A 19,795-nucleotide genomic window follows, 5' to 3' on the forward strand; every position below is an offset into this window, starting at 1 on the left:
ATGGCAGACCCGTTTTCGAACGCGTTGCCGGAGCAGGACCTGCGCGCCGAGATCTGGCGCGCAGGTTCGGCGCCGCGCAGCCATCTTGGCCGGGCGGGCCTGACACTGGCCCTCGGGCTGGTGACCTTTCTCGCCGTTGCGGTCTCGGCCCAGCACATCGGCGCCTATGCGATCTCGCAGGGGGTCTCGCCGGTGGTGGCGACGCTGCCCGGGATTGTCGCCGTGCTCGCCGCGGTGGTGGTCCTGCTGATGGCGTTGCGCGCCTTGCGCTGCGCGCTCGCCGCGGCCCGGCACAGCGAGGTCTATGCCGCCCGCGAGCTCGGCGCCGCGGCCTCGCTCGGCGCCTGGAAGGCGATGTCCTGGGAGGGGGCGCTGCTGATCCTGACCGCGGCGGCCTGGTTTCTCGTGGTCAATGACGCGGCGGTCAGCCGCACCTTCTTCGACCTCGCGCTGATCCGGGATTCGGCGCTGAAGGTGCTGCGCGCCTTCGGCACCAATGTGGTGATCTTCTTCGTCTCCGGGGTCCTGATCCTGATCTGGTCCCTCGTCGTGGCGGTTGCGCGGACCCTGCCGGGCGAGGCCGGCAAGCCGTTGCGCTTTCTCGCCATCGCCTATGGCGATCTGTTCCGTGGCCTGCCCGCGATCATCACGATCTACCTGATCGGTTTCGGCCTGCCGCTGACCAATCTGCCGGTGATCGCGCATCTGTCCTCGACGAGCTATGCGATCATCGCGCTCACGCTGACCTACGGCGCCTATACCTCCGAGGTCTATCGCGCCGGGATCGAATCGGTGCATCACAGCCAGGTCGCCGCGGCGCGCTCGCTCGGGCTGAGCCATGCGAAGACGCTGCGCTACGTCGTCGTGCCGATGGCGGTGCGCAACATCATCCCGCCGCTGATGAACAACTGCATCAGCCTGCAGAAGGACACCGCCCTCGTCGCGATCATCGGCACGATCGACGCCTTCAACCAGTCGAAGATCATCGCGGCCAACCATTTCAACCTGTCGGCGGTGACCACCGTCGCCATTCTCTTCATCGCGGTCACCATCCCGCAGGCGCGGCTTGCCGACCGGCTGTCCGAGCGCGACCGGCAGCGGATGCGGGCGGGGGGCTGAACCATGGCACTGCTTGAAATCGACAACATCCGCAAACACTACGGATCATTCGAGGTGATTTCCGGCCTGTCGCTCGATGTCAGCGAGCATGAGGTGATCTGCCTGATCGGCCCGTCGGGGTGCGGCAAGTCCACGCTGCTGCGCTGCGTCAACCGGCTGGAAGAAATCAGCGCGGGCGAGATCCGCATCCATGGCGACCGGATCACCGGCGAGGGCGTCGATCTCGACCGGCTGCGGCGCGACATCGGCATCGTGTTCCAGGGCTACAACCTGTTCCCGCACATGACCGTGCTCGAAAATACGCTGCTTGCGCCGACCAGGGTGCTTGGCCTGTCGCGCCGCGAGGCGACGGAGAAGGCGCTGGGCTTTCTCGACCGGATCGGTCTTGCGCATAAGGCGAATGCCTATCCCGACAGCCTGTCGGGCGGACAGCAGCAGCGCGTCGCGATCGTGCGTGCGCTGATGATGGACCCGATGCTGCTGCTGCTCGACGAGATCACCTCGGCGCTTGACCCGGAGCTGGTTTCCGAGGTGCTCGACATCGTGCGCGATCTGGCGGCCGGCGGGATGACGATGATCCTTGCGACGCATGAGATGGGGTTCGCGCGCGAGGTTGCCGATCGCATCTGTTTCCTGCAGGCGGGAAACATCTATGAACAGGGGCCTCCGGCGCAGGTGTTCGGCAATCCGCAGGGCGAGCGCACGCAGGCCTTCCTGAGCAGTCTCAAGCGGGCCGGGCGGCTTTAGGAGGGAAGATGAACGAGGCACGACGGCTTGGTCTCTGGACGGAGGGGCGCAATGCCCTGCCGGCCGGGCCATGGAACGCGATCACCGATGTTCCCGGCGTTTCGGTCGGTCATCGCACGATTTCCGGGGCGGGGCTCGCCACCGGCGTCACGGCGGTGCTGCCGCAGGCCGGCGATCTTTTCCGCAGCAAGCCCCGCGCGGCGGTCGAGGTCATCAATGGCTTCGGCAAGTCGGCGGGGCTGATGCAGGTCGCCGAGCTGGGCACGCTGGAAACGCCGATCCTGCTGACCAACACCTTCGGCGTCGCCGCCTGCTGCGAGGCGCTGATCCGCCGTGCGATCGCCGAAAACCCGGAAATCGGTCGCGCGACCTCGACGGTCAACCCGCTGGTGCTCGAATGCAACGACGGGTCGATCAACGACATCCAGAGACTGGCCGTGCGCGAGGCCGATGCGCTGGCGGCGATCGCGGATGCGCGGAGCGGAGCCTTCGAACAGGGCGCCGTCGGGGCCGGCACCGGGATGACCGCCTTCGGCTTCAAGGCGGGGATCGGCAGCGCCTCGCGCCGGATGCGGATCGGCGCGCAGGAGTTCACGCTGGGGGCGCTGGTGCTGGCGAATTTCGGCCGGGCGGGGGATCTGGTCCTGCCCGACGGGCGCCGGCCGGACCCGCGCGGCCCCCGGCCCGGCGAGAAGGGCTCGGTGATCGTCGTTCTGGGCACGGACCTGCCGCTCGACGGGCGGCAGCTTCAGCGCATCGCGCGCCGTGCCGGGGCCGGACTGGCGCGGCTCGGGGCGTTCTGGGGCAACGGCTCGGGCGATGTCGCCCTTGCCTTCACCACCGCGGACCCGCTTCCGCATCATGGCACGGACCCTTTCCGGACCCTGCGCCGTCTCGACGACGGGCTGATCGACCTGCCGTTCCGGGCCGCGGCGGAGACGGTTCAGGAGGCGGTGCTGAACGCATTGTGCGCGGCGCCGGCGACCCGGGGCCGCGACGGGCGGCATTTCCCCGCGCTCGCCGATTGGGCCGGCGCGGGTGCCGGGCAATAGCACGCGCGGAGCGGACGATCGGAAAAGGAGAGGATATGAAGGTTTTCATCAGTGCCGACATGGAAGGCACGGCGGGCATCACCAGCTGGAGCGAGACGGAAAAGGAGCATCCCGATTACGCGGAGTTCCGCGCCTATATGACCGAGGAGGTCGTGGCGGCCTGCGAGGGCGCGCGCGCCGCCGGTGCCGAAGAGGTTCTGGTGAAGGACGCGCATGAGACCGGCCGCAACCTGGTGATCGGACGCCTGCCGGAGTATGCGCGCGTGGTGAGGGACTGGAGCGGCCATCCGGATTCGATGATGTTCGGCCTCGACCGGGGCTTCTCTGCCGCCGTTTACACCGGCTATCACGACCGCGCCGGGGCCGAGACGAACCCGCTGGCGCATACCCTGAACACGCGGATCATGCGGATCACCATCAACGGCGCGCCGGCGTCGGAGTTCACGCTCAACGCCCGCACCGCGGCGCGCTACGGTGTTCCTTCCGTTTTCCTGTCGGGCGATGCCGGGATGTGCGCGGCGGCGCGCGCCCTCGTGCCCGGCATCGAGACTGTGGCGACGAGCGAGGGGATCGGCCGCGCGACGGTATCGCTCACGCCGTCGCGGGCGGTCGCGGCGATCCGCGACGGGGTCGAGCGTGGCGTTGCGGCCCGGCGCGCGGCGCTGATGCCGCCGATGCCCGAACGCTACGAGCTGGTGATCGAATACGATAACCCGGCCAGCGCGTTCCGGTCCCACTGGTTCCCCGGCGGCGAGATCTGCGGCGAGCGGTCGGTGCGCTGGACGGTCGCCGACGCCTTCGAGGTTCAGCGCATCCTGCGCTTCGTCTCCGGCGGCTGAGGCCGCTGCCGTTGACCGGGTTCCCAAAAGCCGTGCCGCCGGCCCGGCCGCGGCTCAGCGGGCGACGATCATCTTCGCTGCCAGCTCGGCCGCATTGCGCACGCCAAGCTTGCGCAGGATCGCGGCGCGGTGCACCTCGACCGTGCGCGGCGAGATCCCCATCGCCTGCCCGGTCTCCTTGCTGGTGTGGCCGTTGACGATGTGCCGCGCGACCTCGCGTTCCTTCGGGGTCAGCGTCGCGCCGTCCGGGGCGCGGTCCTTCAGCGGTTCGAAGGTCCAGACCATCAGCCGGAACGGGTCGGCCGGCGTCAGGGTGCGGCCGCGCGCCCGCATCCAGACGATTTCGCCGTCGCGGCGCTGCATGAAACGCTCGTCCTCATAGCGCGGCCGGCTGGCCAGCCAGCGGTGCCAGCGGTCGCCGGTCTTCTCGTAATCGACGCTCGAGGGATAGAGCACGCGGATCGACTGGCCCTCGAGTTCGGCGCGGTTCCAGCCGAACAGCAGCTCGGTCTCGGTGTTCACCCGCAGGATGCGGCGGTCCGACATCACCATGATCGCCACCGGCGCATCCATGAAGCCGGTCAGGTTCTGTACTGCCTCGGGAAGCTCCGCATAGTTCATGCCGCACCTGCATCTACGTGGTTTATACGTATTTATCTACGTAGTTTTGCGGATGTGCACCAGCCCCTCCACAGCCGAGAGTGACAGCGGGAGGACAGCGACATGACATCCATCTATATCACCGGCAGCGGCCACACCCGCTTTGGACGGCTGACCGAGACGCTCGAGGAGCTGATCGTCGCCGCGGCGCGCGAGGCGATCGCCGAGGCCGAGATCGACCCGGCCGAGATCGACGCGGTCTATCTGGGCCATTTCAACTCGGGGCTGGTGCCGGACGGTTTCGCCTCCTCGCTGATCCATCAGGCGCATCCGGCGCTGCGCTTCAAGCCGGCGGCGCGCTGCGAGAACGCCTGTGCCTCGGGCGCGGCGGCGATCCATGCCGGGCTGAACATGATCCGCGCCGGGCGGGCGCGCACCGTGCTGGTGGTGGGCGCCGAGAAGATGACCCACCGCTCGACCCCCGAGGTGACGACGGCGCTTGCCGGCGCCGGCTATCAGAACGACCCGGTCGAGGCGGCGCTGAGCTTCCCGCAGGTCTTCGCCGTGGCCGCGCAGGCCTATGCCGAGCGCTATGGCGACCCGATGGACGCGATGGCCCGGATCGCGGCGAAGAACCACGCCAATGCGCTGAACAATCCGCTCGCGCAGATGCACAAGGCGATGTCCTATGAGTTCTGCCGCGAGGTCAGCGAGAAGAATCCGCTGATCGCACCGCCGCTGCGGCTGTCGGATTGCTCGCTCGTCTCGGATGGCGCCGCGGCCGTGGTGCTGACCGCTGATCCGCAATCGGCCCGCCGCGTCCGCATCGCCGCGGCCGAGCATGTCTCGGATTACCTGCCGATGAGCCGGCGCGATTTCATCGCCTTCGAGGGGCCGGAACGCGCGATCCGCGCGGCCTATGCCGCGGCGGGGATCACCGTTGACGACCTCGACTTCGCCGAGGTGCACGACTGCTTCACCCCGGCCGAGCTGCTGATCTACGAGGCGATGGGGCTGGCTGCGAAGGGGCAGGGCGCGCGCGCGATCGAGGAGGGCACGGTGCTGCCCGAGGGAGCGCTGCCGGTGAACCTGTCGGGCGGGCTGAAGGCCAAGGGCCATCCGGTCGGCGCCACCGGCGTCTCGATGCATGCGCTGGCGTTCCGGCAGCTGACCGGACAGGCGGGCGCGATGCAGCGGCCCGGGGCCGAATGGGGCCTGACCTTCAACATGGGCGGCGCCGCGGTGGCGAACTATGCCACGGTGCTGCAGGCGGCGGGCCTCTGAATGAACATCGCGAGTTGGCTTTACCAGACGGCCCATGCCTGGCCGACCCGTCCTGCCGTGTTCCAGGGCGACAGCCTGCGGCACAATTATGCAAGCCTGCTGCGCGCGGTCAGCGACCGGGCCCGGCATCTGGGCGCGGTGCATGGCATCGGCCCGGGCGACCGGGTGGCGATCTTTGCCAAGAACGCGCCCGAATACATCGAATGGCTGCATGCCTGCTGGTGGATCGGCGCGGTCGTGGTGCCGGTGAACTGCAAGCTGCACCCGACCGAGGCCGAGTGGATCGTGCGCAACTCGGGCGCGGCGCTGGTCGTCACCGACAAGGGCACGCTTTTCCCGGGGCTGGCCGAGGAGGCGATCGCTGCCGCGGTGCCGAAGGGCGACCCGGTGCTCCCGCCGCGTCCGGCGGCGGCGGGTGATCTGGCCTGGCTCTTCTACACCTCGGGCACCACCGGCAAGCCCAAGGGGGTGATGCTCAGCCACGAGAACCTGCGGCAGATGACGCTGTGCTATGCGCTCGACGTCGACGGGCCGCGGCCCGAGGATCACATGCTTTACGCCGCGCCGATGTCGCATGGCGCGGGGCTTTACATGTTCGCGCAGATCCGCGCGGGCGGCGCGCATCTGGTGCCGGCCTCGCGCGGCTTCGATGCGGCCGAGATCATCGCGCTCGCTGAAAGCCGGGGCAATCTGGTGTTCTTCGCGGCGCCGACGATGGTCAAGCGGCTGGTCGCGGCGGCGCGTCCGCTCGGCTATGACGGCGCGGGCATCCGCACCATCATCTATGGCGGCGGGCCGATGTATGCCAATGACATCGACGAGGCGCTCGAGCTGTTCGGGCCGCGCTTCGTGCAGATCTATGGCCAGGGCGAGAGCCCGATGACGATCTCGGTGCTGCCGCGCGCGCTGGTCGCCGATCAGGGCCACCCGCGCTGGCGGGCGCGGCGCAGCTCGGTCGGGATCGCGGCCGGTGCCGCGACCGTGGCGATCCTGTCGCCCGAGGGCGAGCCCCTGCCGCCCGGCCAGACCGGCGAGATCTGCGTGCAGGGGCCGACGGTGATGCAGGGCTACTGGCAGAACCCGGCGGCAAGCGACGAGACCCTGCGCGGCGGCTGGCTGCACACCGGCGATCTCGGCCATCTCGACGAGGACGGCTTCCTCTATCTCACCGACCGCTCGAAGGATGTCATCATCTCGGGCGGCACCAACATCTACCCGCGTGAGGTCGAGGAGGCGCTGCTGCGCCACGAGGCGGTGTTCGAGGTTGCGGTGATCGGCGAACCGGAACCCGACTGGGGCGAGCAGGTGGTGGCCTATGTCGTGTTCGAGCCGGGCCGCGGTGCCGAGGAGGCCGAACTCGACAGCTGGGTGCGCCAGCAGATCGCCTCGTTCAAGCGGCCGAAGCGCTATGTCTTTGTGCCCGATCTGCCGAAGAACGGCTACGGCAAGATCCTGAAGACCGAACTGCGCGCCGGCGTGCAGATCTGACACATCCCGGGCAGGAGGAGCCCGGACAAAGGGAGGAAAAAACCATGAAAAGACGTGATTTTCTGCGCACGAGCGGGGCGCTGGCCGGGGCCGGGATGCTGTCCGGTCTGCCGTTTGCGGCAGGTGCCGCGACCTCGCTCAAGTTCGACAGCTACGTGACCGAGACCGCCGGCCCCTCGTGGATCGACCGCTGGTTCCTCGACGAGCTCGAAAAGCGCTCGGGCGGCGAGATCAAGGTCCGCCGCTACTGGGCGGGCAGCCTGAACAAGGTGGGCGAGCATCTGGGCGCGGTGCGCGACGGCACCTCTGAGATGACGCTGATCTCGCCCGGCTACTATCAGGCCGAGGTGCCGGTGACGCGCGGGCTCGAATGGTATTTCCGGGTCGACCGGGCGGACACGCTGCAGCTCGTCTGCCGCGACGTCTATGAGCAGTTCGCGCCGCTGCGCCAGGAATGGGAAGAGCGGCACCGCTGCAAGGTGCTGTACTGGACGAACTGGAACTATGCGCCGCTGGTGATGCGCGAGCCGATCACCTCGATCGAGGACATCAAGGGCAAGAAGATCCGCGGCTATGGCATCGCCACCGACGTGATCCAGCGCCTGGGCGGCGTTGCCGTGCCGATGGCGGCGGGCGAGGTCTATCAGGCGCTCGAACGCGGGGTGCTCGATGGGGTCTATGGTTTCGACTTCGTCACCGCCGTCGCCTACAAGCTGCACGAGATCGCGCCGAATTTCTACGACATCGGCGACGGTGCCCATGCGCCCGCGGTGGTGGTGATGAACCGTGGCGTGTTCGAGGGGCTGTCGGCCGCGAACCAGCAGATCTGCGCCGATCTGGCGGACGAGATCTATGGCGGCAAGTTCACCGAGATCTATGATCGGGTGCTGACCGACTATGTGAAGAAGGCGCTGGCCGAGGGGGCAAAGCTGCAATCCCTGCCCGATGCCGAGAAGGCGAAGGCCCGGGCGCTGGTGCAGCCGGCCGAGACACAGCAATGGGTCGACACCGTCGCTGCCCCCGCGGGCATCGACGGCGCCGCGATGCAGGCGCTGATCGACGCGGCGATTGCCAAGCACGCTCCGGCCGGCCGGCTGCGCCGCCCGGTCGAGATCGCGGCGGGGCTGTGAATGGAGCGGCTGAACCGCGCGCTCGAGCGGGTCTCGCACGGGCTGACCTGGGTGGCGCTTGCCTTCCTCGGCTTCATGATGGTGGCGATCGCCGTCGATGTCGGTGCGCGCGCGCTGATCGGCAGCGCCGTGCCCGGGCTTTTCGAGATGACCGAGATGTCGATGGTGATGGTGGTCTTCATGGGGCTCGGCGCGACGCTGGTCGATGACGGCCACATCCGCGTCACGCTGATGACCGACGCCCTGCCGCTGCACCTGTCGCGGGGGCTGGCGGCGCTGGGCTGGATATTGGCGGCGCTGACCTTCCTGCTGCTGGCCTGGCCGGCAACGCAGGAGGCCGCCTATTCCTTCTCGATCCGCGAGTTCCGCTGGGGCTATTTCCACGTGCCGGTGTGGTGGGCGAAGATCGCCACCGCCTTCGGCCTGTGGTTCGCGGCGCTGCAGGCGCTGGTCCACGCGGCGATGATCGCCACCGGCCGGATCGCCCCCGACCCGCGCGAGAGCGCCTCCCACTGAGCCGGCGGACCGGCCCCCGGTCCGCTCCCCTCACCCGTCCCGCCCGCGCCATCCCCGGCGCGGCGGGGTCGCATGGGACATGTCATGGACATCACACTGATTACACTTCTGGCCGTCGGGCTGATCTTCGTGCTGCTGGCGATCGGCACGCCGGTCTTTGCCGCGCTGGCCCTCTCGGGCGCCTTCGGCATCATCATGAGCGAGGATCTGTCCTTCCTGCTCAGCCGGCTGAAATCGCTGCCCTTCTCCTCGGCCGCGAATTATTCGCTGACGGTCATCCCGCTGTTCATCCTGATGGGCGCCTTCGCACATCAGGCGCAGGTCGGGCGGCGGCTGTTCCATGTCGCGAACAAGTGGGTCGGGCATCTGCCGGGTGGGCTCGCGATGGCGGGGATCCTGACCTCGGCGGGCTTTGCCGCGACCTCGGGCTCCTCCGTCGCCACCGCGGCGACGGTGGGCGCCGTCGCCATCCCCGAGATGAAGCGCGCGGGCTATGACCCCCGCCTTGCCGCGGGATCGGTCGCGGCGGGGGGCGTTCTGGGCGTGCTGATCCCGCCCTCGGTGCTGCTGATCTTCTATGCCGCGCTGACCGAGGTCTCGGCCGGCAAGATGCTGATCGCGGGCTTCGTGCCGGGCCTCCTGACGACGATCGTCTTCATGGCCGGCACCGCGATCGTGGCGCGCCAGAACATCGCTGCGCGCAGTCCCCGCGCCGGCTGGGGCGAGCGGCTGCGCGCCACCGGTCAGGCCTGGCAGGTGCTGGTGCTGTTCGTGATCGTGCTCGGCGGGATCTATCTCGGCCTCGTCACCCCGACCGAGGCAGGAGCGATCGGTGCGCTCGCGGCCTTCCTGATGCTGGTGTTCTCGCGCGAGGGGCGCAAGGGGCTGGGCGGGCGGCTGCAGGAAAGCTTCCGCTCGACCACCACCACCACGGTGATGGTGCTGTTCACGATGATCGGCGCGGGCATCTTCAGCTATTTCCTGACGCTGGCCCAGGTGCCGCAGGCGGTGGCCGAGGCGATCGTCGGCAGCGGCGTGCCGCCGCTTCTGGTCGTCGGCATCCTGCTGCTGCTTTACATCCCGCTCGGCATGTTCCTCGATGCCTTCTCGATGATGGTCATCACCCTGCCGATCATGTTCCCGACGGTGACCGGGCTCGGCTTCGATCCGATCTGGTTCGGCATCCTGTGCGTGAAGATGTGCGAGATCGGCCTGATCACCCCGCCGGTCGGGCTGAACTGCTTCGTCATCGCCGGCATCGACCGCGATACGCCGCTGTCCGACGTGTTCCGCGGTGCGCTGTGGTTCATCGCGATGGAGATGGTGACGGTGCTGATCCTGTTCTTCATCCCGGTCATCACCACCTGGCTGCCCGACACCATGATGGGGAGGTAAGAGATGGGAAATCGGCAAGAAGTGGCCCTGCTGACCGGCGCGGGCTCGGGCATCGGTCGCGCTGCGGCGCTGGAGCTGGCCCGCCGCGGCGCGGCGATCGCGGTCACCGATCTGCGGGCGGAGGCGGCGCAGGCCGTCGCCGCCGAGATCCGCGCACAGGGCGGCGTGGCGGTCGGGCTGGCGCTCGACGTTGCCGACCCGGCGGCGATCGAGGCGGCCTTCGACCGTGCCGAGGCAGAGCTTGGCGGCATCGACATTCTCGTCAACAGCGCCGGGCTGCTGATCGTCGAGCCGCTGCTCGGCTTTGCGCCGGAGAGCTGGCACAAGGTGATGGCGGTCAACGTCACCGGCACCTTCCTGTGCAGCCAGCGCGCCGGGCGCGGCATGGCGGCGCGCGGCCATGGCCGGATCGTCAACATCGCCTCGATCTCGGGGATGCGGGCCGGGGTCGGGCGCGCGGCCTATGGCACCTCGAAGGCGGCGATCATCGGTCTCACGCGGCAGCTTGCGCTGGAACTCGGCCCGCTCGGCGTGACCGCGAACGCGATCGCCCCCGGGGTGATCGAGACGCCGATGACGATGGACGCCTACAGCGAGGAGACCTGGACAAGGGTGCTCGACATGGTGCCGGCGCGGCGCCGCGGTCTGCCCGCCGACATCGCCGAGGCGGTGGCCTATCTCGCCTCGGACGGGGCGGGCTATGTCAACGGCGTGGTGCTGACCGTCGACGGCGGCTACATGGCCGCGGGGATGACGCAGACCGGCGCGCTCAGGGTCTGAGCGTGCCGTCCAGCACCAGCGGCAGATAGTGGTGCGGCAGGCGCATGGTGACCAGATCCTTGCGCCGCACCACGGTCGAGGGATAGGGCGTGTCGGCATTCGTCAGGTCGATTGCCAGCGTCGCCAGCCCCTCGCCCTCGAGGATCGCGCTTTCCTGCCGCGGGAAGGCGAAGGTATCGGCGCCGAAGATGCCGCTCGCCCCCGGGTTGCCGGCGCCCGGCACATTGGCGAAGACCAGATGCAGGTTGTTCTCGCCGCTGCGGGTGCGCAGCGCGTGCCAGTGCCAGGGATCGGCCGCCTTCGGGATCGGGAAGTTGTGCGGGATCGCCGTGCCGGCATGGGCGCCGGTGAAGCCGGGCGGCAGCGCGGCGGGGCAGGCGACGATGTCGCAGCCCGCCAGCGCCAGCACCCGCACGCTTTCGGGCAGCAGCGCGTCGGTGCCGGTGAGCAACCCGAGCCGGCCGAAGGGCAGATCGAAGACCGCCCAGTCATCGCCCGCCGTGGCCCATGAGAGATCCGCCTGCGCGAGGTGGATCTTGCGATAGACGCCCACCCGCCCCTCGGGGCCGGCAAGCACCACGGCGTTGTAAAGCCGCTCGCCCGCCCGCTCGGCAAAGCCCGCGACGATGTGCAGCCGGTGCCGCATCGCGATCCGGGTGAAACGGTCGATCAGCGCGCCCTCGACCGGCTCGGCGCGTGCCGCCGGGTCGCGGGGACCGGTCAGTGCAAGCTCGGGCAGCACCAGAAGTGCCGCACCGACCGCCTGCGCTTCGGCGGCGAAGGCTTCGATGCGGGCAAGGTTCGCGGCGCTGTCGTCACCGGGGGTGAATTGCGCCACGGCAAGCGTCGAGGCCCCGGCGCGCGGCAACGGCTGATGGCCGTAGAGCCGGAAATATTCGAGGGAGTTCCACGTGAAACTATTCGTCATCAGCGTCTTGTAAAGCGCGGGGCGGCGCATCTCGAAGACCGGCTCGCCCAGCACCCGGCCAAGGCGGGCGCGGGCCGGGTCGATCAGGCCGGTGATGATCGCGTCGCCCGCATCGACCTGCGCCTCGACGCGGCCATCGGGGCCGATGATGCAGCTGCCGCCCGAGAACTGCACCGTGCGCTCGAGCCCCCAGCGGTTCGCCTCGACCACGTAGCAGCCGTTCTCGAAGGCGCGGGTGATCCAGTAGGGCGCGGGGGTGCGCTCGGCCAGCCAGTTCGAGATGTGGCAGATCACATCGGCGCCCGCGAGGGTTTCAAGCCGCACCGTCTCGAAGAAATGCAGATCCATGCAGATCAGGATCGCGATCCGCCCGATCGGCGTGTCGAAGACCTGATGCGCGATGTCGCCCGAGGCCGCCCATTTCGGTTCCGAGATATAGGGGTGCGACTTGCGGTGCGTGCCGATCACCCCCTCGGGTCCGATCAGCGCGGCGCTGTTGTAATAGAGGTCGGTGACCGGATCGACCTCGGGCAGGCCCACCACGATGTAGCAGTCATGCGCCGCGGCGATCTCGCGGAAGCGCTCGGTCGTCGGGCCGGGGATGGTCTCGACCTCGGAGGCGACCTCGGCGCGGTCGTACCAGCAATAGCCGGTCGTCCCCATCTCGGGCATCACGATCAGCCGCGCCCCGCCCTGCGCCGCCTCGCGGCACATCCGGGCGAGGCTGGCGATGTTCGCCTCCTTCGCGAACATCGTCGGTTCGAACTGGATCGAGGCGACCTGGAACGGGGCTGGGGCGGGCATGGTGGGTCTCCGTAAGCTGGGGTTCCGGCCGGAAAGCTCCGGAAGGGATGGGCCGGATTCGTGAAAAATATTGAAATGGAAAGTATCCATCGGCAAGAGGCAAATCGACGCGACCCGGGTGGGACGCGGCCCGAGGATGGGACCGATCCGGTCAGTTTTCGCCGGATTCGTCGCAGATTCGCGCCTATTTCGGCAGATTGGCGATGCGAAACCGACCATCGGCCCCGGGATTCAGGTCAAATAATGGGCGAAATCCATAAAGTCGGCCAATTGTCATCTTTCGATATTTGATAATTCAACAAATATGCCTTTGATCGGGAGCATCCTTTTCCAACAGGGACTCTCGAAATGACCAAGCTCAGCCGACGCAACTTCCTCTACACGACGGGCGCCGCTGCGGCCGCGACGCTTGCCTCGCCGCTGGTGGCCCGTGCGGGCACCGACACGATCAAGGTCGGGGGTCTGCACGACCTCTCGGGGGCGCTCGATTCCACCGGCGTGCCGATGAACCAGGTGTTCCAGCTTGCGATCAAGGAGATCAACGATGCGGGCGGGCTCCTGGGCAAGCAGGTCGAGGCGGTGATCTACGACCCGCAGTCGAACATGTCGCTTTATTCGCAATACGCGACCCAGCTTGCGCTGAAGGACAAGGTGGACGTGGTCATGGGCGGCATCACCTCGGCCAGCCGCGAGACGATCCGCCCGATCTTCCACCGCTACAACACCTTCTACTTCTACAACACGCAGTATGAAGGCGGTGTGTGCGACCGCAACGAGATCACGCTGGGCACCACCCCCGCGCAGACGGTGAAGCGGGTCATCCCCTATGCGATGAACCTCTACGGCAAGAAGGTCTATACCGTCGCCGCCGATTACAACTATGGCCACATCACCGCGGCCTGGGTGAAGCGCTATGTCGAGGAGAACGGCGGCGAGGTGATCGCGACCGAGTTCTTCCCGCTCGATGTCGCGCAGTTCGGCTCGACGATTTCGAAGATCCAGGGCGCGAAGCCCGATTTCGTGCTCTCGGCGATGGTCGGCACCTCGCACCTCGGCTTCTATCGCCAGTGGGCGGCGGCCGGGATGAAGAGCCAGATCCCGATCGTCTCCACCGTCTACGGCGCCGGCGGCACCGAGCAGGTGATCCTGACGCATGAGGAATCGGACGGCATCATCGCCTCCTTCGGCTATTTCGAGGCGATCGACAACCCGACCAACAAGGCCTTCCTCGAGAAGGTCGCGCAGGAATACCCGGACAAGAAATGGGTGATGTCGGAGATTTCCGAAGTCACCTACGAGGGCATGAAGATCTGGGCCGACGCGGTGAAGGAAGCCGGCTCGACCAAGCGCGACGCGCTGCTCGAGGTGCTGACCTCGGGCAAGACCTACGACATGCCGGCGGGCAAGGTGAAGATCGACCCGAAGACCCAGCACGCGGTGCGCGACGTCTATATCGCCACCTGCAAGGATGGCGCCTTCGCAATCAACGAGACCTTCCCGGATTCGCAGCCCGAAGACACGCAGATGGTGTGCGACCTGATCAAGGATCCGAAGTCGAACACCCAATACGAAATCAGCCTGTAAGCGCAAAGGCGGAGCACCGACATGGACTACACACTCGTTGTCGCGCTCGAGATGATCCGGGCCATCGCCTGGCTCGTGCTGCTGGCCTCGGGCCTTGCGATCATCTTCGGCATGATGCGCATCATCAACTTCGCCCATGGCGAGTTCCTGATGCTGGGCGGCTATACCGTCGTCATCTCGACCAATGCCGGCGTCAACGAGTGGGTGTCCATCCTGATCCTCGCTCCCGTCGTGGTGGGGGTGTTCGGCATCATCGTCGAGCGGCTGGTGATCCAGCGGCTCTACGGGCGCATCCTCGACAGCCTGCTGGCCACCTGGGGGCTGTCGATGCTGATGATGGGCGGCGTCACGATGATCTTCGGCAATACCGTGCAGGGGGTCTCGACGCCGTTCGGCGGGATGAAGATCGGCGCCTATCAGGTGCCGATCTACAACTTCGTGCTGATCGGTTTTGCGGTGCTGGTGCTGGTGGCGATCTGGTGCGTGCTGAAATTCACCAAGGCCGGGCTGATCGCCCGCGCCACGATGCAGAACGCCGACATGGCCGAGGCGCTCGGCATCCGCACCCGCTGGGTCTACATGACCACCTTCGGCATCGGCTCGGCGATCACCGGGCTGGCGGGCGGGCTTCTGGCGCCGGTGACCGGCGTGGTGCCGACGATGGGGATGAACCTGGTGGGGCAGAGCTTCATCACCGTGATCACCGGCGGCGCCTCGGTGATCGCCGGCACGCTGTCCTCGGCGACGCTGCTCGGCACGATCAGCCAGGGCGTCACCTTCCTGACCGGCCCCGTCTATGGCGACGCGGCGCTTCTGGTCTCCGCGCTCGTCCTGCTGCGCCTGCTGCCGCAAGGCATCACCGGCCGCATCTTCAAACGTTCCCTCTGAGGAGACCCAGCAGATGGAGAAATCCGTACTCCGGGACCCCGGCTTCTACGTGATGGTCGCGATCGGCCTTGCGGCGATGCTGATCCTGCCGGTGGTGCTCGACATGTTCACCATCATGCAGATCACCCAATATGTGGTGCTGGCCGTGTTCGCGCTGTCGCTCGGCTACATCTGGGGGTTCGGCGGCATCCTGAGCTTCGGTCAGGCCGCCTTCTTCGGGCTTGGCGCCTATACCTTCGCCGTCGCCGCGATCAACATCGGCGAGACCACGATTCCGCTGATCCTCGCCTTTCTGATCCCCTGCCTCTTCGGCGCGGCGCTCGGTTATTTCATCTTCTACGGTCGGCTGTCGGATGTTTACCTCGGCGTCGTCACGATGGTGGTCACGCTGCTGTTCTGGAAGCTCGCGAACCACACCGCCGGCCCCGAATATGCAATCGGCGCGGCGCGGCTTGGCGGCTTCAACGGCATTCCCTCGATCCCGGTGATGAACATCCCGGGCGAGCCCGAGGCGATGCTCGACCCGGTGCAGATGTTCCAGGTCTTCATGGGCTTCCTGATCGTCGTCTACATCGTGCTGCGGGTTCTGATCGCCTCGGATTTCGGCCGCGTCTCGATCGGCATCCGCGAGAACGAGACCCGCGCCTCGCTGCTCGGCTATGACGTGCGGCGCCACAAGCTGGTGGTCTTTGCCATCGGCTCCGGCATTGCCGGGCTCGCCGGCGCGATGTGGGCCACCTATCAGGCCTTCATCGACCCCAACGCCTTCTCGATGGAGATGTCGGCCAAGGCGCTGGTCTGGGTGATGGCGGGCGGCGTCGGCACGCTGGTCGGCCCGATCATCGGGGTGATCTTGCTGCAATGGCTGACGCTCAAGCTCGGCACGATGGAGCTGCTGAACAGCCTCGCCGTCCTTGGCGCGATCATGATGGTGCTGGTGCTGGCCCTGCCCAAGGGCATCGTGCCGACGCTGCGCAAGCTGATCGTCGATGGCTGGACCCTGGCGCGGCAGAAGAAGACCGGAGGCAAGGCCGATGAGTGACTGGACGAACATCCTCGAGACCCGCGGCCTGACGATGCAGTTCGGCGGTGTCACCGCGGTTGATGCGGTCGATTTCACCCTGCGCGACGGCGAGCTGCGCTGCCTGCTGGGGCCGAACGGCGCGGGCAAGTCGACTTTCTTCAAGTGCCTCACCGGCCAGCTGATCCCGACCCGTGGCAGCGTCACCTTCAAGGGTGAGGACATGACCGGGTGGAACACCCATGACATCGTCAACCTCGGCATCGGCATCAAGACGCAGATGCCGAACGTGTTCGACGGGGTCTCGGTCTATGAGAACGTCCGGCTGTCCTCGCGGCGCAAGCACATGGCACCGCAGGCGAAGGAGCTGGCCGAGAAGACACTCGAACGCTGTGGCATCACCCATCTGGCGAAGCGCGAGGTCGGCACTCTGTCGCATGGTCAGCGCCAGCTTGTGGAACTGGCGATGGTGCTGGCGGCCGAGCCCGCGCTGATCCTGCTCGACGAGCCCGCCGCCGGCATGACCGGCGAGGAGCGCGACCGGCTGGCACGGCTGGTGCTGGAATCGGCGCGCTCGGCGGCGGTGATCGTGGTCGAGCACGACATGGTCTTCATCCGGCAGATCGCGAAATTCGTCACCGTCTTCAACCGCGGCGCGATCTTCCGCGAGGCGATGATCGACGAGATCATGGCCGACCGCGAGGTTCAGGAAATCTATCTGGGGAAACAGGCCAATGTCGCATCTGCTTGAAGTCTCCGGCCTGTCCGCCGCCTACGGGCTGGTCCCGGCGCTGCACCGGGTCGATTTTCACGCCGATCGCGGCGAGGTGGTCGGCATTCTCGGCCACAACGGCATGGGCAAGACCACGCTGATGCGCGCGATCATGGGCTATGTGAAGGTCACCGGCGGCGAGATCCGCTTCGAGGGCAACTCCGTCCTCGGCCAGCCGGTCAACGCCCGCGCCCGCGCCGGCATCGGCCTGGTGCCGCAGGGGCGGCAGATCTTCCCGAACCTGAGCGTCGAGGAAAACCTGCAGGTCGGCATCCCCGGCAAGGCGGCTGTCGTCGCGCAGACCGTCGAGGAGATGCTCGAGCTCTTTCCCCGGCTCAAGCGGCTTCTCGACCGGCGCGGCGGCGCGCTCTCGGGCGGCGAGCAGCAGCTTCTGGCGCTGGCGCGCTGCCTGTGCCGGCGGCCGAAGCTGATGCTGCTCGACGAACCGACCGAGGGCATCCAGCCCTCGATCATCGACGAGATCTCGGAAACGCTCGCGGCGCTGACGCAGAAGGTCGACATCACCATCGTCCTCGTCGAGCAGAACCTCGAGTTCATCGCGGGCCTGTCGAAGCGCGTCTACGCGATCTCGAACGGCGTCCTTGAGAAGGAGATCCCGCGTGCGGAGCTGACCGACTCGCGCTCGGTCAGCGCCTTCATGGGGTTCACCGCCTGACGGAGACCCGCTGCGGCGGAGCCCCCGCCCCGACACCTGTCTTCCTTCCTTCCGCGATGGTCGCGGAAGGGAACGATCCCGTGCGGCCTTGCCGCATGCAACTGCCCGCGTGGCCATGCCGCGCAAAACCGAAGGAGTTCCCCCATGGCAGTCAGACTTCCGAACGACGCCCAGATCGCGGATGTGGCCGAAAGGATCGGCCTCAGCCTCTCGCCCGAGGACGTGTCCTCGATCAAGGGGCTGCTCGGCGGCTATGTCGCCGCCTACAACAAGGTCGACCGGATGATCGACCCGCTGCCGGTGGTGAAATACCCGCGCACGCCGGGCGTGCAGCCGCCGAAGGCCGAGAACCCGCTCAATGCGTGGTATGTGAAGTCGACCGTGCCCGGCGCGCCCGAGGGCAAGCTGAAGGGCAAGACCGTGGTCCTGAAGGACAACGTCATGCTGGCCGGCGTGCCGATGATGAACGGCTCCTCGACGCTCGAGGGCTATATCCCGAACGTCGACGCGACGCTGGTGACGCGGCTGCTCGATGCCGGCGCGACGATCGTCGGCAAGGCGCATTGCGAATGCTTCTGCATGTCCTGCGGCAGCCACACCTCGGCGCTTGGCCCGGTGTGCAACCCCTATGACCCGAGCCGCTCGGCCGGTGGTTCCTCCTCGGGCTCGGCGGTGCTGGTCTCGAAGGGCGAGGTCGACATGGCGATCGGCGGCGACCAGGGCGGCTCGATCCGCATGCCCTCGGCCTTCTGCGGCACGGTCGGCATGAAGCCCACCCACGGCCTCGTGCCCTATACCGGCGTGGTGCCGATCGAGATCACCGTCGACCATGCCGGCCCGATCACCAAGACCGTCGCCGACAGTGCGCTGATGCTCGAGGTGCTGGCCGGCCCCGACGGCTATGACTGCCGCCAGATCGGGGTGAAGACCGCGCCCTATACCGAGGCGCTCGGCAAGCCGGTGAAGGGGATGAAGGTCGCGCTGCTGAAGGAGGGCTTCGGCCATCCGCAATCCGAGGCGGCGGTCGATGACAAGGTCCGCGCCGCGGCGAAGCGGCTCGAGGATCTCGGCGTGATCGTCGAGGAGGTCTCGATCCCGATGCACCTCGACGGGCCCGATATCTGGACCCCGATCGGGCTGCAGGGGCTGATGCAGACAATGATGCTGGGCGACGGCTATGGCACCTCGCGCCAGGACCTCTACGTCACCAGCTTCATGGACGTCCACCGCGGCTGGCGCGAGCGGGCGGACGAGCTGTCCGAGACGCTCAAGCTTGCGATGATCTTCGCGCAGTTCGCCGATGACGAATACGGCAAGCGCTTCTACGGCAAGGCGCATAACCTGACCTATGCGCTGCGGGCGGCCTATGACGCGGTTCTGGCCGATTACGACGCGCTGCTGATGCCGACGGTGCCGAAGGTGGCGACGCCGCTGCCGGGCCCCGATGCCTCGCGCGAGGAGATCATCGAACGCGGCTTCGACATCCTGCCCAACACCGCGCCCTTCGACATTTCGCATCACCCGGCGCTGTCGGTGCCCTGCGGCATGGTCGATGGCCTGCCGGTGGGGATGATGCTGGTCGGCAAGCTCTGGGACGAAAGCACGCTCTACACCCTGGGCGACGCCTTCGAGAAATCGGGCGACTGGAAATCGTTCTGAGCAACGCCCCGCCCCGGTCCTTGTGCCGGGGCGGGCCTTCGAAAGGACAGCCGATGACGGGCGAGGGGCCATTGATGCTCGACCGGATCCTGGGCCAGGCCGCCGAGGCGCCCTGGGCCGAGACGTTGCATGCGCTCGAGCATCTGGGCGGGCTCGAGACCGTGGCGATCCCCGAGGCCGAGGCCGCGCGCAAGCGCATCCGCCTCACCACCGACCGCGGCCGCGACTGCGCCATCGCCCTGCCGCGCGCGCAGAAGCTGACCGATGGCGCGGTGCTTTACTGCCGCGACGGCATGGCGATCGTGGCGCGGATCGACGGCGGCGCGCGGCTGCGGCTGGTGCCGCAGTCGCTGGGCGACGCGCTGCGGCTGGGCCACTGGTGCGGCAATCTGCACTGGAAGGTGGTCTTCGGCGAGGGCTGGATGGAGGTCATCCTCGACGGGCCCGAGGCGGGCTATCGCGACCGGCTGCGCGATCTTGCGCCGCTTGCCCGGTTCGACATCGGATGAGCGC

Annotated in this window: 19 protein-coding genes; 17 read left to right on the forward strand and 2 right to left on the reverse strand. The window is 67.6% G+C overall.

The genetic code is table 11. From position 1 onward, the window contains the following. The 4 genes from EOW66_RS12770 to EOW66_RS12785 are packed head-to-tail and all read left to right on the forward strand — an operon-like array spanning position 1 to position 3,757. Positions 1-1,119, forward strand: a complete 1,119-nt coding sequence (locus EOW66_RS12770) for an amino acid ABC transporter permease (protein ID WP_128156721.1) — start codon at positions 1-3, stop codon at positions 1,117-1,119. Between the two features lie 3 nt (positions 1,120-1,122). Continuing rightward, on the forward strand, positions 1,123-1,866 hold the full coding sequence (locus EOW66_RS12775; protein WP_128156722.1) for an amino acid ABC transporter ATP-binding protein: 744 nt from the start codon (positions 1,123-1,125) through the stop codon (positions 1,864-1,866). 8 nt (positions 1,867-1,874) lie between these two features. After that, entirely contained in the window at positions 1,875-2,918 is a 1,044-nt protein-coding gene (locus EOW66_RS12780; RefSeq protein ID WP_128156723.1) for a DmpA family aminopeptidase, read from the forward strand. Positions 2,919-2,953: 35 nt separating this feature from the next. Then, positions 2,954-3,757 (forward strand): M55 family metallopeptidase, encoded by an 804-nt coding sequence (locus EOW66_RS12785; protein ID WP_128156724.1) that lies wholly within the window; start codon positions 2,954-2,956, stop codon positions 3,755-3,757. Positions 3,758-3,811: 54 nt separating this feature from the next. On the opposite strand, the gene EOW66_RS12790 is transcribed toward EOW66_RS12785, so the two are convergent. Next, positions 3,812-4,378, reverse strand: coding sequence for a LuxR family transcriptional regulator (locus tag EOW66_RS12790; protein WP_128156725.1), 567 nt, complete (start codon positions 4,376-4,378; stop codon positions 3,812-3,814). Positions 4,379-4,480: 102 nt separating this feature from the next. Between EOW66_RS12790 and EOW66_RS12795 the strand changes: the two genes are divergently transcribed. The 6 genes from EOW66_RS12795 (at position 4,481) to EOW66_RS12820 (ending at position 10,950) form a co-directional block, all read left to right on the forward strand. After that, complete coding sequence (locus tag EOW66_RS12795; RefSeq protein ID WP_128156726.1) at positions 4,481-5,641, forward strand: thiolase domain-containing protein; 1,161 nt, start codon at positions 4,481-4,483, stop codon at positions 5,639-5,641. Next, entirely contained in the window at positions 5,642-7,129 is a 1,488-nt protein-coding gene (locus EOW66_RS12800; RefSeq protein ID WP_128156727.1) for a class I adenylate-forming enzyme family protein, read from the forward strand. It begins immediately after the preceding gene. 44 nt (positions 7,130-7,173) lie between these two features. Further along, positions 7,174-8,259 carry a C4-dicarboxylate TRAP transporter substrate-binding protein gene (locus EOW66_RS12805; RefSeq protein ID WP_128156728.1) on the forward strand — a complete coding sequence of 362 codons (1,086 nt, stop codon included), beginning with the start codon at positions 7,174-7,176 and terminating at the stop codon, positions 8,257-8,259. Next, entirely contained in the window at positions 8,260-8,775 is a 516-nt protein-coding gene (locus EOW66_RS12810) for a TRAP transporter small permease (RefSeq protein WP_128156729.1), read from the forward strand. An 84-nt stretch (positions 8,776-8,859) separates the two neighbouring features. Continuing rightward, positions 8,860-10,170 carry a TRAP transporter large permease gene (locus EOW66_RS12815; protein WP_128156730.1) on the forward strand — a complete coding sequence of 437 codons (1,311 nt, stop codon included), beginning with the start codon at positions 8,860-8,862 and terminating at the stop codon, positions 10,168-10,170. 3 nt (positions 10,171-10,173) lie between these two features. Beyond that, on the forward strand, positions 10,174-10,950 hold the full coding sequence (locus tag EOW66_RS12820) for an SDR family NAD(P)-dependent oxidoreductase (RefSeq protein ID WP_128156731.1): 777 nt from the start codon (positions 10,174-10,176) through the stop codon (positions 10,948-10,950). Here the strand turns inward: EOW66_RS12820 and EOW66_RS12825 are convergent. Next, a complete protein-coding gene (locus tag EOW66_RS12825; RefSeq protein ID WP_128156732.1) occupies positions 10,940-12,682 on the reverse strand; it encodes a nitrilase-related carbon-nitrogen hydrolase in 1,743 nt (580 codons plus the stop codon). The two genes, EOW66_RS12820 and EOW66_RS12825, sit on opposite strands and share 11 nt — an antisense overlap. 348 nt (positions 12,683-13,030) lie before the next feature. Here EOW66_RS12825 and EOW66_RS12830 point away from each other — a divergent pair, with 348 nt between their 5' ends. The 7 genes from EOW66_RS12830 (at position 13,031) to EOW66_RS12860 (ending at position 19,791) form a co-directional block, all read left to right on the forward strand. Then, entirely contained in the window at positions 13,031-14,266 is a 1,236-nt protein-coding gene (locus EOW66_RS12830; RefSeq protein ID WP_128148829.1) for an urea ABC transporter substrate-binding protein, read from the forward strand. 21 nt (positions 14,267-14,287) lie between these two features. Beyond that, complete coding sequence (locus EOW66_RS12835) at positions 14,288-15,154, forward strand: branched-chain amino acid ABC transporter permease (protein ID WP_128156733.1); 867 nt, start codon at positions 14,288-14,290, stop codon at positions 15,152-15,154. 13 nt (positions 15,155-15,167) lie between these two features. Continuing rightward, positions 15,168-16,196 (forward strand): ABC transporter permease subunit, encoded by a 1,029-nt coding sequence (locus EOW66_RS12840; protein WP_128156734.1) that lies wholly within the window; start codon positions 15,168-15,170, stop codon positions 16,194-16,196. Further along, positions 16,189-16,926: an ATP-binding cassette domain-containing protein gene (locus tag EOW66_RS12845; RefSeq protein ID WP_128156735.1), complete on the forward strand. Its 738-nt coding sequence runs from the start codon at positions 16,189-16,191 to the stop codon at positions 16,924-16,926. The genes EOW66_RS12840 and EOW66_RS12845 overlap by 8 nt, the downstream gene beginning before the upstream one ends. Continuing rightward, the gene (locus EOW66_RS12850) at positions 16,910-17,623 is read left to right on the forward strand and encodes an ABC transporter ATP-binding protein (protein ID WP_128156736.1); all 714 of its coding nucleotides are present in this window, start codon (positions 16,910-16,912) and stop codon (positions 17,621-17,623) included. The genes EOW66_RS12845 and EOW66_RS12850 overlap by 17 nt, the downstream gene beginning before the upstream one ends. 144 nt (positions 17,624-17,767) lie before the next feature. After that, positions 17,768-19,282 carry an amidase gene (locus EOW66_RS12855; protein WP_128156737.1) on the forward strand — a complete coding sequence of 505 codons (1,515 nt, stop codon included), beginning with the start codon at positions 17,768-17,770 and terminating at the stop codon, positions 19,280-19,282. Positions 19,283-19,356: 74 nt separating this feature from the next. Next, positions 19,357-19,791 carry an urease accessory protein UreE gene (locus EOW66_RS12860; RefSeq protein WP_239017584.1) on the forward strand — a complete coding sequence of 145 codons (435 nt, stop codon included), beginning with the start codon at positions 19,357-19,359 and terminating at the stop codon, positions 19,789-19,791. The last annotated feature ends 4 nt before the right edge of the window (positions 19,792-19,795 follow it).

The organism is Paenirhodobacter huangdaonensis (assembly GCF_004022465.1).
GTDB classification, from domain to species: domain Bacteria; phylum Pseudomonadota; class Alphaproteobacteria; order Rhodobacterales; family Rhodobacteraceae; genus Rhodobacter; species Rhodobacter huangdaonensis.